Genomic DNA, 17,205 nt, shown 5'->3' with positions numbered 1-17,205 from the left:
CATTACTATTAACCTAAGACGGCCGTCTGTAAAAAGTCCCCAGTAGGAGAGATACATACGATGAAAGACCAACAAAAAGCGATTCTTGCAGCATTACTGAACGCGGGGATTACCGGCTTGTCGTTTTTGTTTCTGAAAATGGCACTCGCTGTAACCAATCCGGTTGATACTTTGGCACACCGTTTTACCGTGGCATTTATCGTTGCTTCTATCCCGATCGTGTTTGGGTGGATCAAGCTGTCCATCAAACCAAAAGACATGCTCACGATTATTCCGCTCGCCATGCTGTACCCTATTCTGTTCTTTACCCTTCAAGCGTTTGGACTGGTGTATACCACTTCGTCTGAGGCGGGGATTATTCAAGCAACCGTTCCGATTTTTACCATGGTCATGGCGGCATTCTTTTTGGGAGAGTCTTCTACGTGGCTGCAAAAGCTGTCCACGCTTTTATCCGTCGGAGGTGTCGTGTACATTTTTGCAATGAAGGGGCTTGGTGTAAGCTCAGGCTCAGGGAGCAGTATCGGTACCATTCTCATCCTGTTATCCGCGTTTTCTTTGGCGGGGTATAGTGTTCTGGCGAGGAAAATGACAAAGTCCTTTCATTATATAGACATGACGTATATGGTGGCGTTACTCGGATTTTTGTTTTTTAACGGCTGGTCAGTCATTCGCCATAGTGCGGAGGGGACTTTATCGACCTATTTTGTTCCTTTCGCCAGTTCGACATTTATCATCTCGATTGTATTTTTGGGGATTCTGTCCTCGCTCATGACGTCTTTTATGACCAACTTTGCCTTGTCCAAAATGGAGGCATCCAAACTCAGCGTGTTTAACAATTTGTCTACGTTGGTTACGATCGTGGCAGGCGTTATCTTTTTGCAGGAACAACTGGCATACTACCATCTCATTGGCGCAGTGATGATTATTATCGGGGTGATTGGGACGAATTTCCTAGGGGCAAAATTTAAAAAACAGAAGCACACGCCTCAATCGAAATCTACATCTGTGTGAGAAAAAGAGAAAGGATACGCAACAGAGCGAATGTTTATTCATTGGCTCTGTTTGTTTTTGAGGAGGAATCGTTCGTGAAACTGTTTACAAATCGTATCATACACGATATAGTTACCTAGATTGTGAGTATAATGACATATGGTGAGATGACGGAATGAAAAAAATTATACAGCTGGATTCGATTGAAAAGAGATTTGCAGATACTGTCGTCGTCCCCTCTTTTTCTCTCTCCATTGAAGAAGGGGAGTTTTTGACGTTACTCGGCCCCAGTGGCTGTGGGAAAACGACACTGCTGCGAATGATTGCTGGCTTTGAGCAGCCAACGACCGGGGAAATTTTCCTAGACGAAAAGCCCCTTAGCCATGTGCCACCGTATCAGCGCGATATGAACATGGTGTTCCAGCAATATGCTTTGTTTCCACACATGACTGTGGAGCAAAACATCCTGTTTGGTTTGAAAATGAAAAAAGTAAACGCAGCTGAACAACAAAAGCGTTTGGAGGAAGTACTTCAGTACGTCCAACTGACAGAATTGCGTAAACGTACGCCAAAGCAGCTATCTGGCGGACAACAGCAGCGCGTAGCAATCGCACGGGCGATTATTAACAACCCACGCGTTCTGCTTCTGGACGAGCCTTTAGGTGCTTTAGACTACCAATTGCGAAAAAGCTTGCAGCTTGAACTGAAAAACTTGCAGAAAAACCTAGGGATAACGTTCATTTACGTTACCCATGACCAAGAAGAAGCGATGGCGATGTCCGATCGAATCGCGGTCATGAACAAGGGACGAATTGAACAGATTGCTTCTCCAGCAGAGATTTACAACTCCCCGCAAACCTTGTTTGTGGCTACCTTTATTGGGGAAAACAACATTTTCCGGGAAAACGGAACGAATGCAGCGGTACGTCCGGAAAAGATCAAGTTGTACCCGGTTGACTCCGACAAGGACAAGCACAAGAAGCTGGGCACCATTGCTGACGCGGTGTTCCTCGGCAATTTGCGCAAGGTATTTATCCGCCTTGAGGGGCAGGATATGACCGTAATGGCACACCAGTACGCAGGTGACGGTCTGGACTGGCAGGTGGGAGATCAGGTGGCCATTGGCTGGGCACAGACGGACGAGGTGATCCTTCCTTGTTAAACAAGAAGCCGGTAAAACTGCTCGCGCTTCCCGCCCTTTTGTGGATGGGTGCGCTTTTCGTCCTGCCTATGCTTATGATCGCCATACTGTCTTTCCTCAAAAGAGGCACGTACGGGCAAGTTGTCTATGAGTTTACGCTGAACAATTACATTCGTATTTTCGATCCGCTGTATGGCCAAATTTTTTGGGATACGTTAGTCGTAGCGGTTTTAACAACTGTATTTTCGATTTTGTGCGGTTATCCGTTGGCGTATTACATTTCACGGCTGGAAAAATCGACTCAGCAAATATGGCTGTTGCTCGTAATGATTCCGTTTTGGATCAATTTCTTGGTCCGTTCCTATGCGTGGGTAATCATCCTGCGTTCGCAAGGCGTAATCAATACGTTTCTGCAATCGCTGGGCATTATTTCCGAACCGCTGCCACTTCTGTACAATTCGGGTTCTGTCCTGCTCGGGATGGTGTACACGCTTATGCCGTTCATGGTACTGCCGATTTATGTGTCACTGGAGCAGATGGATCGCCGCAAGCTGGAAGCAGCGTATGATCTGGGTGCAACACCTTGGAAGGCTTTCTGGCACGTGACTTTGCCAATGACCAAGACAGGTGTCGTCACTGGATCGATCCTCGTATTTGTTTCTTCCATCGGGATGTTCGTCGTTCCGGATGTCATGGGAGGAGCGAAATCGGCTCTGATCGGTAACGTCATTCAAAATCAATTTTTGTCTGCCCGTGACTGGCCGTTTGGTTCTGCCTTGTCCATCGTGCTGATGCTATTGTCCATGCTGTTGATTCTTCTTTATTTCCGCGCAACCAAAGCGAGCGAGACAAAGGAGGGATCAGCATGAAAACATTACGTCGAAACGCACTATCTGGATACTCATGGCTGATGCTGGTCTTTTTGTATCTGCCAATCTTGATCCTTGTTCTTTATTCGTTCAATGATTCACGGATCAACGCTACGTGGACTGGTTTTACGTGGAAGTGGTACGTTTCTTTGTTTGAAAACAGGCAGGTCATGCAAGCGCTTATGAACAGTTTGACGATTGGGGTTATCAGTAGCGTCATTGCAACGGTATTGGGTACGGCTGCTTCACTGGCGGTCAAGCACTTTTCCCTGCGTTGGAGCAATATCTTCAACGGGTTAATGTACTTGCCGATTGTCATCCCGGAGATCATGATGGGGTTGGCTATGCTCGTGCTATTTAGTCAGGTACAGATGGAGCTGGGGAAAGTGACCCTGATCCTGGCGCATGTTACGTTTAGCATGCCCTATGTGATGGTTATTATTTCTGGACGTTTGGCTGATATGGGCAAAGAACTAGAAGAAGCGTCTCAAGATTTGGGAGCAACTCCATGGGAGACATTGCGCTATGTGACGCTGCCCCTGATCATGCCAGGGATCATCGCAGGCTTCCTGATGTCGTTTACCCTGTCGCTGGACGATTTCATTATTTCGTTCTTCGTGGCTGGTCCGAATTCGACTACATTGCCACTCTACATTTATGGGTTGGTAAAACGAGGTGTCTCGCCAGAAGTGAATGCACTCTCGACACTTTTGATCGTGAGCACCGTGCTGTTGGTTGTGGTGGCAGAGATTTTCCGCCGCAAAGACTCGAAAAATAATCAATCCATCTTTTAGAACCATCATGGAGTTTTCATAAGGCAATCCCATAACTGATTTGGAGGTTGAGAGGAAAAAATGAAACGTTTCAAGTCCTTGATGATCGGCGCTCTGACCGCCGTACTTGCGGTGACTGCTGTAGGCTGCTCATCGTCATCTGAGCAAGAGCAACAAGTATTGAATATTTACAGCTGGGCAGACAACTTCGACCCAGACGTCATCAAAGGTTTTGAGCAAAAATTCAACGTGAAGGTCAACTATGATGTATACGGCAGCAACGAAGAAATGCTGGCAAAAATTCAAGCAGGTGCATCTGGCTACGACCTGATCCAACCTTCCGACTACATGGTAGGTACCATGATTCAGCTGGGTCTCCTGGAAGAACTGAACAAAGCGAACATCCCGAACATGGGCAATATCGTGTCTACGTTCAAGACACCTCCTTTTGACAAAGAAAACAAGTATTCACTCGTATATACATGGGGAATTACCGGGATCGCTTACAACAAGAAATATGTAAAAGAAACCCCGACAAGCTGGAATGATCTGTGGAACGAAGCCTACAAGGGCCGTGTCATCATGCTGAATGACCCTCGTGAGGTTATGGGAATGGCACTGATCAAAAATGGCTTCTCCAATAGCACGACGAACAAAGAGGAACTGGAAAAGTCCTTTGCTGATTTGAAAAAAGTCGTACCGAATGTTGTTGCTTTCGATACAGACAACATCAAGCAAAAGATGATTGCAGAAGAAGCATGGATCGGAACGGTTTGGTCCGGCGACGCGGCTTTCATTCACGCACAAAATCCAGATGTAGAGTACGTCATTCCGAAAGAGGGCGCAACGATCTGGGCAGACACGATGGCAATTCCAAAGGGAGCTAAGAACAAGGAAATGGCTGAGAAGTTCATCAACTACCTGATGGACCCAGAGGTCAGTGTGAAAAACTACGAGTCTATCGGCTACAGTAACCCGAACGAAAAAGCATACCCACTGCACAGTGAAGAATATCGTGCCAACAAGATGGTCTTCCTGGATACAGCAGACATTGCCCGTGCGGAGTGGCTGGTGGATGTAGGAGAAACCTTGCAGCAATACGACCGCTACTGGACTGAAATGAAGAGCGGCAGATAACTAGTGGTGAACGAACCGAGATGGAGCATTTCCGTCTCGGTTTTTTTTTGTTTTTATTTTGTCTGGGAGCCTACTCTTCGGCTTGAAAGGGGAATAGAGCGAGGGCATTGGAAAAATAATAAGGGGACACCATATATTGGGGCAAACATAAGATGACAACCAACATGATATCTGAATCCGTTAGCGAGACGCGAGAAAAATTATGGGATCACATGCGAAATCCGCGAATGGTGTTTCGTACCCTTTCTTGTGGAACCAATAGCTTGTTGCTAGCCTACCTACCCTATCTAGTCGATACGGTCATTCTTCAGCAGGTGTTGCTTCCTTATTTCGAAAGGTTACCTGACGAAAAGATCGATCCTGATACGATTTTGGGGAATGTTCCTGTTGCTCATGTCACCAAAACCATGGATTACAGACAAGTCAGCGATTATCTGGTGAGGGGATGGATTTACCTTCAAATCGAAGGAATAGCGTGCGGGATTCTTCTCTATGTAGCAAGAATACCGAGTCGTTCTTTGGGAGAGGCTCAGGTCGAAACCCAGATTTTCGGTCCTCAGGTTTCTTTTACAGAAGACTTGGAAACCAATTTAGGGGTTCTACAGGGATATCTTTCAACTGATTTGCTTACCAACGTAACTATTACGATTGGGAAACGTAGCAGGACGAATGTGGAAGTATGCTACATGGAGGAACTGGCGGCTCCTGAAAATGTTCAGACCGTCATTCAGCGTTTACGCGATCTAGATATAGACGGTGTGGTTGACAGCGGAAAATTGGTTCAACTGATTGATGACAATACGTTCTCTATTTTTCCACAGCTAATCCTGACAGAACGACCTGATCATGTAAGTGAAGCCCTGTTGGAAGGAAAGGTAGTCGTATTTGTCGAGGGGAGCCCGTTTGCTATCGTCGGTCCCAGTTCCTTCGTGGACTTTTTCAAGTCCAATGAAGATCTTTATATCCGGTGGCAAATGGCTTCCTTCATTCGATTGTTACGTTTCTCGGCCCTTTTTGTCTCTTTGTTTTTTACTGCTACTTATGTGGCTGCCCTTACGTTTCATTATGAAATGATTCCATCTGCTCTGCTTGTATCGCTCGTAAAGTCTCGTTCCAAGGTACCTTTTCCCCCTTTGTTTGAAGCATTGCTGCTTGAGATGATTATTGAATTCCTGCGGGAGGCTGGAGCAAGACTTCCTTTTAAAGTTGGGCAAACGATAGGGATCGTCGGCGGTATCGTAATTGGACAGGCAGCGGTTGCAGCAGGTTTTACCAGTAACATATTGATCATGATTGTGGCGCTCAGTGCATTAGCTTCCTTTACTTTTCCTTCCTACATGATGAGTACGGCAGTCCGAATCCTCCGCTTTCCGATTATCGTGTTAGCTGGGATTTGGGGAGGGTTTGGTATTATGCTAGGCGCGTCTTTTCTCTTGATACACATCCTGCGTCAATCAAGTCTAGGACGTCCGTTTTTTCTTCCCTTTTTTCCTTTTCGCTTGCAGGATATTAAAAACAGTCTGATCCGGTTTCCTTTTTACTCTCTCGGCAAGCGTCCGGCTATGACACGTTCTCCTGACGATACCCGTGTGCCTGATGAGGCCGGGAAAAAAAGACCAGTTCAGTAGTTAGGTGTTGAATGTGAATGTCAATGTCACGGTCCACTTTTCGTCGGAATACCCATATGGCTATCAGCGTATCGCTTGCGTTATTTATGGTCCATAGCAATCAGGTTGGAATCGGCATAGCGGGTGTCCAACGCTTTATTTATGATAGGGTGCAGCAAGACGCCTGGATTTCGGTCATTATAGCAGGCATTATGACCCATATAGCAGCATGGTTCATGCTAAAAATCTTAGCGAAATACAAAGACATGGATTTGTATGACATTCATCAAACTGTATTTGGAAAATGGCCAGCACGTGTTCTTAATTTCATCTTTATCGTATATATCATGGGCTCTGCCTTAACGATCTTGAGAGGGTACATCGAGATCATTCAGTCATGGATGTTTCCAGGAGTGCCTTCCTGGATATTAAATGCCTCCTTGCTTTGCCTGGCCATTTATGGAGTGACGGGTGGCATTCGGGTGCTAGCTGGCATTAGCTTTTTTTCTGTCGGGTTGACGGTTTGGCAGTTACTGCTCTTGGTTTACCCCATGCAATACGCCGATTTTCATTTATTGCAGCCAGTCTTTCATCATGACATTGGACAGCTGGTGGACGGTGCAAAGAAGATGTCTTTTTCCATCATCGGATTTGAGATTATTTTGTTCATCTATCCGTTTGTGAAGGAAAAGGAAATGCTACCGCGATATGTACATGGTGGCCTGTTTATGACCACCTTCTTGTATGTGGCAGTCATGCTGGTTACACTCTTGTACTTTCAAGGGGAGCAGCTTCAGCATCTTATCTGGGCAACGCTAATGATGATGAAAATTGTAGAGTTTCCGTTTTTGGAGCGTTTTGAGTTTGTGTCTATCTCACTGTGGATGCTCATCATGCTGGATAATTTGCTGATGAACCTGTGGGTAGCCATGCGGGGGGTCCACCATATTAGTGGGGTCAAGGAGAGAATGGCCCTTATCGGGATTGTTGGTGTTATGTTTTTTGCTAGCAATTTTTTGGAAACACGCCAGTCGATTAATCTCATCACGGATATTTTCGGTGGAGTAGGTTTCTATATCATTTTTATTTATCCCATCGTGCTTTATGTAGTGATTCGGCTGTTTCGGAAGGGGGCGGTCCGGACATGAAAAGGTTACGGTTGCTCGTTTACTACTTAGTAATGGTCGTGCTATTGAACGGCTGTGGGGAGCAGCATGTATTAGAAAAATTGGGACTGGCAGTTGCAGTGGGGTACGATCTTAGTAAAGACGGAAAGCTGTTAGGTACCACGGTATTTTATCAAATTGACCCGGAGGCACGTGAGTTGGTCACTGTCATTTCGGGCACAGCGCATACGAGCAAAGGACTTACCGTTTCACAGAACAGGGAGTCTTCCAAAAACATTGTAGGAGGTCAAATTCGCGTCGTGGTCTACCACGATGAGTTAGCGCGGAAAGGAATCCTGTCTCTTGTGGAAAACTTAACGCGTGATGCCTCCATCGGAAGCAATGTCTATTTAACGGTAGCCAAAGGAAGAGCGTATGATATTTTGACACATCGCTATCCCGAGAACAGCAACATTGGAATTTACCTCTATCAAGCCATACGGCAGAATGTCGAAGGGGAGAACATGATCTCCTCGAAACTTCATGAGTTCATGAAAGATTATTATGCAATCGGGAAAGATCCCGTGATGCCTTATATCGAAAGAGTAGAGAATGAATTGCATATTAATCAAATTGGTTTATTTCGAGATCAAAAACTGGTGGCAGAAATTACAGCAAGGGAGGGATTTTTCCTCAAGATATTACGGGAGCGTTACGATAAGGGGGAATTGGAAATAAACATTTCCCTCGATAAAAAGCGTCTTTTTACTGTCATTGAACATATCTCAAGCAAAAAGAAAATAAAAGTGTTGGATTTGGAGAAACCGAGATTTTCTGTGAAAGTCGATATGTCCGCGCAGATTCAGGAAATGGCTGAAAAAATCGATTTATCCAAGCCTGAGCAGTTGAAAAAGGTACAAAAAGCAATCGAGCTGGCGGTTAAAAAAGAGACGGAGTATTTACTGGAAAAGTTTAGAAAGCAAGATGTAGACCCGGTAGGATTTGGGGAAATCTACAATATAGCCAGTCAAAGAAGCGGGAAAAAGAAAATGAGTAAGGATGAATGGCGGGAAATCATGAAAAGGGCGAAATTTGATGTCGATGTAAAGATCAAGATTTTACGTACAGGCGTCATTGGGTAATCGGAACAAAAATACATAGACAAGCTACAACCCTGCCCCGACACTCGTTATTTCAGGAGGGCGGGATTATCCTGATTTTTTACAGATCGCGGATGTGTTAGGTGAGCGGATAACAGGCGCAAAAAAAGTCATCCTGCCTGATTCAGCGCATATCCCACCGATGGATCAACCAGAGGTATTCAACAAGCTTGTTCTGAAATTTCTCGCACAAAACATTGTAAAATCATCCTAATACAGTTTGAAAAGGCACGGATCGGACAGAATTTCCGTTCATGCCTTTTTTTGTTTTCAACACTTTGCCACAACAGATAGCCCGATGGAGCCATATAGATTCTCGTACTAATCTGATAGGATTAAGGACGAAATAAGGAAGCAGGTGACAGGGTGACATACAACATCAGACAATATACGGTTGTGTTTTTGCTCGCCTTCTTACTTGTACTGACAACGGGTATGACAACTGCTTACGCCCATGCTGGCTTGATGAGCAGCTCCCCACAAAATGGTGAGGTACTGAAGGCGAATCCAGGACAAATATCTGCGCGGTTTACCGAAACTTTGGAGCCTGATCTTGTTAACGTGCGTTTATTTGATTGGAATGGCAAGGAAATAAAACTGGAGCGGCCGACATTGCAGCCGGGTGATGCCGCGCAGTTGAATGCGAATTTGCCGAGCGATTTGGCTGAGGGGACGTATTCGGTTATCGTGACGGTCGTTTCCGAGGACGGACATCCGATCTCAGAGAAGCTCACGTTTTCGATCGGACAAAAAAGTGCAGTCGTGGTTCCGCCCAATGAGCAAAAAGCAGATTCAAGCTACTTGATCATGTACCGCTATTTGGCGCAGGGAATTATTCTCGTTGGTGGCGGGTTGTATCTGGTAGCGTGGGCAGCACAGCGTCATGGTTTGCCTTCGCTTGCCCAGCTCATCGGGATTGGCAGACAAATCGGATGGAGTTTGGCGATCATCGGACTTATATTTTTGTGGTTCCTGTATGACGAATCGTTAACCACTGTATCACTCACGCAAGCATTGTGGCAGATGGACGGGAACTTGCTCAGTCAGTCTCCGTTTGCGATCATGCTGCTGGTGTCCTTTGCCCTACTGTTATTGATTGCGATCCCCAATATGGTGTCTGGCTGGTATGTGGGAATCTGGGTTCTATTGATCAGCGCGCAAGCTTTTGGTGGTCATGCATGGGGCATTGCTCCTGTCTGGCTGTCGATTTTGCTGAGACTGTTGCATGTTTTGACGGTCGCTGTGTGGATGGGGGCACTTGTCTACTTGTTACTTACAGTCAAAGCGGTTGAACGAGGACAGGAGTCGTTCAAGAAGTTCTTTTTGCAGACAGTTGCGGTGGCGGCAGTGCTTGTCGTCGTGACAGGCGTTGTCATGCTCATCGTGCAGACGGATGTCATGAATATTATCCAGAGTGCAACAGCATGGAGCTATCTGTTATACGGAAAAATAGCAAGTGTCTGCCTCATGCTTCTTCTGGCCTTTAGGCAAACCAGACGCTGGCGGACGAAAAATTCCTTGAAGCCCGCTTACTTGCGTTGGGAGATTGTATTCGGGATTATCGCTATTCTGGCTGGACTTTGGATGAGCCAAATCAACTACCCGACTGCGACGACAAATAATCAAGCCGTGATTCAAACAGATTCAAACTAGGGAGGATTTATCCGATGAAAATGAAAAAATGGATGAGTAGTGTATTGGTAGCAGGTGCAGTTTTGACGTTGGCGACAGCAGCACAAGCACATGTGAACGTCTATCCGAAAGAGACTACTACAGGCTCCTATGAAAAATACACCGTGCGTGTCCCAGTAGAAAAAGACGTCAACACGACAAAAGTAAAGGTGGAATTCCCGGCTGGTGTGAAGGTAAATTCCGTACAACCGATTCCGGGCTGGTCCTACGAGTTCGAAAAAGATAAAGACGGTGTGAACACAGCACTTGTGTGGACAGCCACAGAAGGCGGAATCAAGGCGCATGAGTTCCAAGAGTTCACGTTTGTCGGGGCAAACCCAAAAGAAGAGGGCCAATTGGCTTGGAAGGCTTATCAGACTTATGCAAACGGCGAGGTTGTGGAATGGACAGGGGACAAGGATTCCAACACGCCAGCGTCTGTCACTACCATTAAGGCTGGTGTAGGCGAAGCAGGGCATGAGCATGGACAAGAACAAAAGCCGACAACCGCTCCTGCTGGGGAAGCGGCTGGTGCAGGCAGCAACAATACCTTGCCATTGGTACTTTCTGGTTTGGCGTTGCTGATCTCCATCGTTGGCCTGTTTAGAAAAAAAGCGTAAGTACTTCCTAATGAAGCTGTGCAGTGTGTCCAATCATACTGCACGGCTTTTTCCATTGTGTGGAAATTAAAAACATTCTATAATAGCTGTAATTACTTTCGGAGGTGTATATCACATGTTAAAAACACTATTCAGAGCAAGCAAGTACACGGAAGGAAAAATACGAACGGCAGCATGACGCGGACGCATTTTGCACAGTAGAGGATTGTAGAGGTACGATCAGTATGTGAAAAACGGAACGCGTCATCTGCCTAAAAAAAGGTGGATACTGCTTCCATGTTCATGAATGCGACAAAAGTATATATGACCAAAAGTTTTTTGACTTCTCTGGCCAATACGACCATGTTCACAACCTATGCGCTTTACTACATTGTGACACTGGGCTTTAACCCGTTTGAATTGCTAGTGATCGGGACGGTATTGGAGTTATCCGTGTTGGTACTTGAAGGGATAACAGGAGTAGTGGCGGATACGTACAGTCGCCGTCGCTCCGTCATTCTCGGGATGTTTTTTCTAGGAATCGGATTTGCGATGCAGGGGATCGTTCCCGCACTTGATACTTGGATACCGATGATTTCTGTCTTCGGCTTGGTGCTGTTTTCGCAAGTCGTCAGTGGTCTTGGGTATACGTTTATCAGTGGAGCGGATACTGCATGGATTGTAGATGAGGTCGGGGAAGAGAAGATCGGTACGATTTTCATGAGGGCCAAGCGCTACTCCTTGTTTGGGAATCTGCTCGGGATTGCACTTAGTGTGGCATTGGCAACACTCGCTCCCAATTTGCCTTACCTCATAGGTGGCCTCATCTATCTGGGGCTTGGCGTCTTTCTGATTCTGTTCATGAAGGAGACCGGATTTATTCCTCGTGAACGTGAGCAAGGTGCTTCCCACGTGAAGGAAATGATTCAGACGTGGACTTCGGGTGCCAAAGTGATTCGCAGTCAGCCGATTCTCATGCTGATCTTGTTCGTGACGCTATTTACGGGTGCAGCCTCAGAAGGGTATGACCGTTTGTGGGAAGCGCATTTGATCGCAGAAATTGGTTTTCCAGAGCTCGCTGCTATTTCGATGCCCATGTGGTTCGGGATCATTGCCGCACTCGCAAGCTTGCTCGGCCTCATCGTCGTAGGCGTTGTGGAAAAAAGGCTGGATGTGAACAATGAGCGGGTTGTCCTTGTGGGCATGTTCACGTTGACGGGGCTTAAAATTGCAGCAATGATAACTTTTGCCTTTTCTCCTAGCTTTAGCTGGGCATTAGTTGCATTGCTGTTGATCGGTGTGATCCAGTCATTGAGCAGTCCGCTGTATGATACGTGGCTGAATGTAAACATTGAAAGCAATGTGCGAGCGACGGTTTTGTCGATGATGGGCCAGTCCAATGCTTTGGGACAAACGGCAGGTGGTCCTGCTGTCGGATGGATTGGGACGCGTTTTTCGATTCGCGCTTCGCTCGTTGCAGCGGCTATCTTGTTAGCACCGATTCTGATTGTGTTCGGACGTGCGCTTAGAAGGCGCTGATTCACATACACAGTGTAACAAGCAAAAGGCATGTGTCCATTTTTTAGGGCGCATGCTTTTTTGTTGAGGCAATCGTTGGTTTTTGTAATCAAAACTTGCGAACAAACGTTCTCTTTTGATATGATGATTTCAACAACAAGAAGACACATTTTGTGGTGGTGAGAACCTGATGATTCAGGAGTTGAGAAGGTACGCAGCGAGGCAGCAAGCAGTAGAGATCATCTATTTGAAGAAGGATGGGGAGGCTAGCAGGCGTACGATTCGTGTGGTTCATATCGATGGGAACAAAGGGAGCTTGAAAGCATACTGTTATAGGAGGAAGGCGTATCGTGTATTTGTGTTGGAAAACATTTTGGCGATCGCACCTGTGGCAGGGTATTTTGCCGGATGAAAAGGAATCATCCTCCACGCCCCCAGCCTATTCCAGCCATACTATGTTATACTAAATAGGTAAACAACTTCAAAAAAGAGGAAGGGCGGGGACAACAATGGAGTTCTTCATTGTCATTGTCATCATGTTCTTGATCGTAGTGTTTGTCTTAGCGTCCAAAGCTGCAAAAGGCGGAAGTGGGCGCTCTCATTCCTCTTCAGACAGCGGGGGCGGAGCCTTCTATGTAGACAGCTCTCACAATCACCATCATCGAAGTCATGATTCAAATGATCGTTGGGATAGCTATGACAGCGGAAGCGATAGCGGTGGTGGCGGAGATAGCGGAGGCGGCGGCGGGGGAGATTGACGCTGTTGCATTTTGTTTCATTATGGTACAATAATTGGGAAATATGATTCCAAACCTGAATGGTAGGTTTGCTAAAGGAGAGATGTTTTATGGTAGTCATCAAATTTGTTCAGAGTGTCGTAGTCGGGGTCACGGGAATCCTCCTTTCAAGCGAACAGTAATATCGTTCACCAAATGAGGATTCGACTGTGACTGGTTCTGGCTGATAGCCATATATCTAACCAATTGCAGGGGGAATCCGCAGTGAATCAAACAACCAATCAACAAGTATTGCAATCTATGGGCTGGAATGAGTATTTTGCTAATCATTTTACCCCTTATGCTGAGCAAGGCTTCAGTGTGGGACGTATCACACTTGAACATAAACGTATTTATCGTCTGTGGAGTGAGCATGGCGAGCTCCTAGGCGAGGTAACAGGTAAGCTTCGTTATGAGGCAACCGGACGAGAAGATTTTCCGGCTGTCGGGGACTGGGTAGTGATCAGTGCCCGCCCAGAGGAAAAGAAAGCCTCGATCCACGGACTTCTTCCACGTAAGAGCAAGTTTTCCCGCAAGGTAGCTGGGGATACAGTGGAAGAGCAGATTGTGGCTGCGAACGTCGATACGGTTTTCCTTGTGAATTCCTTAAACAATGATTTAAATCTGCGCAGGATTGAACGCTATCTCATTCTTGCGTGGGAAAGTGGAGCCAATCCGGTGATTGTGCTATCCAAAGCAGATTTGTGTGACGATCTGGATGCATGTATGACAGAGATAGAATCAATCGCGATCGGGGTACCTGTTCACGTAGTCAGTGCTGAGCAGGGAGAAGGACTGGATCAGCTCGCACCATATTTGGGCGAGGGCCAGACGATTGCCTTGATGGGTTCCTCTGGTGTTGGCAAATCCACGTTGATCAATAAATTGAGCGGAGCGGAGATGCAAAAAGTCAGTGGCGTGCGTGAAGGTGATGACCGTGGCCGCCATACGACGACTCATCGCGAACTGTTCCGATTGCCGAGTGGTGCTCTCATGATCGATACACCGGGTATGAGGGAACTCCAGCTCTGGGAGGCAGATGAGGGCTTCCGCGGTGCCTTTGACGATATCGAGTCCATTGCGGAAACATGCCGTTTCAATGATTGCAAGCATATGCGCGAGCCCGGCTGTGCTGTTCAAGCTGCTATCAATGATGGATCATTGGAAAAGGCACGCTTTGACAGTTACCTGAAGCTCCAACGCGAATTGGCACATCTGGCACGCAAAGAAGACGCAAGGCTTGCTGCTGCTGAAAGGGATAAATGGAAGAAGCTCAACGTTCAAATGCGGGAGAAAAAACCAAAGAGATAAGTACGTGAGCCCTTGAGAAATCAGGGCTCTTTCCTTTCATTGGGCAAGTAAGCGCTTCCTTTTTCTTTCAAAAATTAACGCTTGCTACCAACGCGAGAGTTATGATAGATTTGGTCAATACTCGTTATTACACTTCGAAAAAGATAGGTAGCTCGTATAATTTTGGGAATAAGGCCCAACCGTTTCTACCAGGTGACCGTAAATCACCTGACTACGAGTGAAAGTGCGTCTAGGGTTCCGTCTCTTTCTTTCCTATTTCAATCATAGGGTTGAAAGAAAGCTGGTCCGAGCGGCGCAGGCACGAATGATGTGTCACACCTAAGGGATAAAAGCCCAGAGGGACAGTTTCACTTGGCGTTGGTTCGTTACGTAGCCCGCTTGTGACACTGTCCACTCTGGGCTTTCTATATTTCAGCAGGCCGCAAGTAAAAATGGCCGGAACGATATCTGAGGAGGAAGAACTGATGAAAGAATTACAAGAGCGCATCGTACAGGATGGCAAGGTACTGTCGGCATCCGTTTTGAAGGTGGATGCGTTTTTGAACCACCAGGTAGATTCGCAATTGACGATGAAGATCGGGCAACGCTTTGCCGAGTTGTTCGCTGGTGAAAACATTACAAAAGTCGTGACGATTGAGGCAAGTGGAATTCATTTTGCTATGGCAACTTCCTTTGCTTTGGGTGTTCCCTTTATCTATGCGAAAAAGAAAAAAGCTGTCACGCTGACAGAGGAAGTATATTCTGCTTCTGTTCATTCCTTTACCCGTCAGGAAACGTACCAAATCAGTGTTTCCCGTCAGTATTTGTCCAAAGAAGACCGCGTATTGATTGTCGATGACTTCTTGGCTACGGGAGCTGCTCTGGTAGGGCTTACGAATATTGTCAAAGATGCCGGTGCTCATCTCGTTGGAGTGGGCGCTGTTATTGAAAAAAGCTTCCAGGAGGGCCGCGGTCTCTTGGAGCAAGCTGGCGTACGAATCGAATCATTGGCACGTATTGAATCGATGTCACCAGAAGGCATTCATTTTATTGAAGAAGAGCCTGCTCGCGTATAATCAAACAATCAATAGGAGGTAAGGGTTCACTCATGCTAGCCAAACATAAAATTGTTACTTTGGGCTTACAGCACATTCTTGCCATGTATGCAGGAGCCGTCGTCGTACCGTTGATTATCGGTGGTGCTTTGAATCTGACTCCTATGCAAATCGCTTATTTGATTGCTGCTGACCTTTTCACATGCGGAATCGCGACGCTCCTGCAAGTTCTTGGTACACGTTATACGGGGATTCGCCTTCCTGTTGTGCTAGGCTGTACGTTTACAGCAGTAGGACCGATCATTGCGATTGCTTCTACGAGTAATCTAGCGACCGCTTACGGTGCTATCATCATATCGGGTATATTCGTTGTCTTGGCAGCTCCACTGTTTGGCAAGCTGCTGCGCTTTTTCCCAACCGTGGTACAAGGTTCAGTTGTTACGATTATTGGACTGTCGCTCATTCCCGTTGCGATGAACAACGCGGCTGGCGGACAAGGCATGCCGGACTTTGGACAACCGCGCAATTTGCTTTTGGCTTTAGGAACGTTGGTTATCATTTTGCTTATTAATCGTTTTTTTACCGGATTTATTCGTGCGATTTCTGTTCTGCTCGGCTTGATTGTCGGTACGGCTGTCGCTTACACGATGGGGATGGTCAGCTTCGCGAATGTTGCGGAAGCCTCTTGGTTTAGTGTGGTTGAACCGTTTTACTTCGGTACACCACAGTTCAGTATTGTGGCCATTGTTACCATGATTCTCGTCAATATCATCAGCATGGCTGAGTCCACTGGTGTTTACTTTGCACTCGGTAAAGTGACCAATACAAAAGTGACGGATCAAGATGTTGTCAAAGGATTGCGCGGAGAAGGGGTAGCAATCGTACTGGGTGGCATTTTCAACGCATTCCCTTACACGGCTTTTTCGCAAAACGTCGGTTTGGTTTCCTTGACGGGCATTAAATCGCGCGATGTGATGATTGGTGCTGGTGGAATCCTGGTCGTTCTCGGATTACTGCCAAAGCTGGCTGCTTTGACAACGGTCATTCCTAACGCGGTATTGGGTGGGGCGATGATCGCTATGTTCGGGATGGTTGTTGCATCAGGTATCAATATTCTTTCGCAGGTTGACCTGAGCAAAAACGAAAATCTGCTGATTGCTGCTTGCAGTATCGCTGTTGGACTAGGCTCTGCTGCGGTTCCGACGATGTTTGATCAACTGCCTACTTTGGCAAAAATGATGCTGCAAAATGGTATCGTGACAGGTTCCTTGACGGCAGTCATCTTGAATATCTTGCTTGTTCATACGAATAAAAAAGTATCTCAGACTGCTCCGGCAAATGTAACTGTTTCGGAAGCGTCTTAACATCATCAGATAATGAACCGTCGTTTCCTGGCTAGACAGGAGGTGGCGGTTTTCTTTTATCGTGGCTGCGGTGGGGAGAAGAATATTTCCAGTCTAGGCTCTAGGCTCCGTCCTGCTGGGGGTTGGGACTGTCCGCTCCGAAGGAATTT

The 17,205-nt window shown here is 46.6% G+C and carries 16 protein-coding genes and 1 riboswitch; all 16 genes read left to right on the top strand.

Annotation, left to right across the window (positions count from 1 at the left end):
• Positions 1-60: 60 nt before the first annotated feature.
• A complete protein-coding gene (locus HP401_RS26040; protein ID WP_173607127.1) occupies positions 61-1,011 on the top strand; it encodes a DMT family transporter in 951 nt (316 codons plus the stop codon).
• Positions 1,012-1,165: 154 nt separating this feature from the next.
• Positions 1,166-2,152, top strand: coding sequence for an ABC transporter ATP-binding protein (locus tag HP401_RS26035; RefSeq protein ID WP_173607126.1), 987 nt, complete (start codon positions 1,166-1,168; stop codon positions 2,150-2,152).
• A gap of 44 nt (positions 2,153-2,196) precedes the next feature.
• Positions 2,197-3,000, top strand: coding sequence for an ABC transporter permease (locus tag HP401_RS26030; protein ID WP_049684184.1), 804 nt, complete (start codon positions 2,197-2,199; stop codon positions 2,998-3,000).
• Positions 2,997-3,794: an ABC transporter permease gene (locus HP401_RS26025; RefSeq protein WP_015892666.1), complete on the top strand. Its 798-nt coding sequence runs from the start codon at positions 2,997-2,999 to the stop codon at positions 3,792-3,794. Before HP401_RS26030 ends, HP401_RS26025 begins: the two co-directional genes overlap by 4 nt.
• 60 nt (positions 3,795-3,854) lie before the next feature.
• Entirely contained in the window at positions 3,855-4,910 is a 1,056-nt protein-coding gene (locus HP401_RS26020) for an ABC transporter substrate-binding protein (RefSeq protein WP_015892665.1), read from the top strand.
• 152 nt (positions 4,911-5,062) lie between these two features.
• On the top strand, positions 5,063-6,538 hold the full coding sequence (locus tag HP401_RS26015; protein ID WP_173607125.1) for a spore germination protein: 1,476 nt from the start codon (positions 5,063-5,065) through the stop codon (positions 6,536-6,538).
• A 17-nt stretch (positions 6,539-6,555) separates the two neighbouring features.
• Positions 6,556-7,665, top strand: a complete 1,110-nt coding sequence (locus HP401_RS26010; protein WP_254457193.1) for a GerAB/ArcD/ProY family transporter — start codon at positions 6,556-6,558, stop codon at positions 7,663-7,665.
• Entirely contained in the window at positions 7,662-8,765 is a 1,104-nt protein-coding gene (locus HP401_RS26005) for a Ger(x)C family spore germination protein (RefSeq protein ID WP_173607124.1), read from the top strand. Before HP401_RS26010 ends, HP401_RS26005 begins: the two co-directional genes overlap by 4 nt.
• Positions 8,766-9,149: 384 nt before the next feature.
• Positions 9,150-10,436 (top strand): copper resistance CopC/CopD family protein, encoded by a 1,287-nt coding sequence (locus HP401_RS26000; protein WP_173607123.1) that lies wholly within the window; start codon positions 9,150-9,152, stop codon positions 10,434-10,436.
• Positions 10,437-10,450: 14 nt separating this feature from the next.
• Entirely contained in the window at positions 10,451-11,074 is a 624-nt protein-coding gene (locus HP401_RS25995) for a YcnI family copper-binding membrane protein (RefSeq protein WP_087345986.1), read from the top strand.
• Between the two features lie 276 nt (positions 11,075-11,350).
• The gene (locus tag HP401_RS25990) at positions 11,351-12,592 is read left to right on the top strand and encodes an MFS transporter (protein WP_173607122.1); all 1,242 of its coding nucleotides are present in this window, start codon (positions 11,351-11,353) and stop codon (positions 12,590-12,592) included.
• A gap of 169 nt (positions 12,593-12,761) precedes the next feature.
• Positions 12,762-12,983 carry a WYL domain-containing protein gene (locus tag HP401_RS25985; protein WP_173607121.1) on the top strand — a complete coding sequence of 74 codons (222 nt, stop codon included), beginning with the start codon at positions 12,762-12,764 and terminating at the stop codon, positions 12,981-12,983.
• Between the two features lie 97 nt (positions 12,984-13,080).
• On the top strand, positions 13,081-13,329 hold the full coding sequence (locus tag HP401_RS25980) for a hypothetical protein (protein ID WP_064201031.1): 249 nt from the start codon (positions 13,081-13,083) through the stop codon (positions 13,327-13,329).
• A 243-nt stretch (positions 13,330-13,572) separates the two neighbouring features.
• A complete protein-coding gene (gene rsgA / locus HP401_RS25975; RefSeq protein WP_173607120.1) occupies positions 13,573-14,658 on the top strand; it encodes a ribosome small subunit-dependent GTPase A in 1,086 nt (361 codons plus the stop codon).
• A gap of 132 nt (positions 14,659-14,790) precedes the next feature.
• A riboswitch (purine riboswitch) is annotated at positions 14,791-14,892 on the top strand.
• A gap of 230 nt (positions 14,893-15,122) precedes the next feature.
• Positions 15,123-15,713, top strand: a complete 591-nt coding sequence (locus HP401_RS25970) for a xanthine phosphoribosyltransferase (protein ID WP_173607119.1) — start codon at positions 15,123-15,125, stop codon at positions 15,711-15,713.
• Positions 15,714-15,745: 32 nt separating this feature from the next.
• On the top strand, positions 15,746-17,056 hold the full coding sequence (locus HP401_RS25965) for a nucleobase:cation symporter-2 family protein (RefSeq protein WP_173607118.1): 1,311 nt from the start codon (positions 15,746-15,748) through the stop codon (positions 17,054-17,056).
• Positions 17,057-17,205: the final 149 nt, after the last annotated feature.

The sequence above is a fragment of the Brevibacillus sp. HB2.2 genome, from assembly GCF_013284275.1.
In the GTDB taxonomy this organism is placed as follows: Bacteria; Bacillota; Bacilli; order Brevibacillales; family Brevibacillaceae; genus Brevibacillus; species Brevibacillus brevis_D.
Note: the sequence above shows the minus strand (reverse complement) of the source record. Positions and strands in the feature narration are given on the sequence as shown.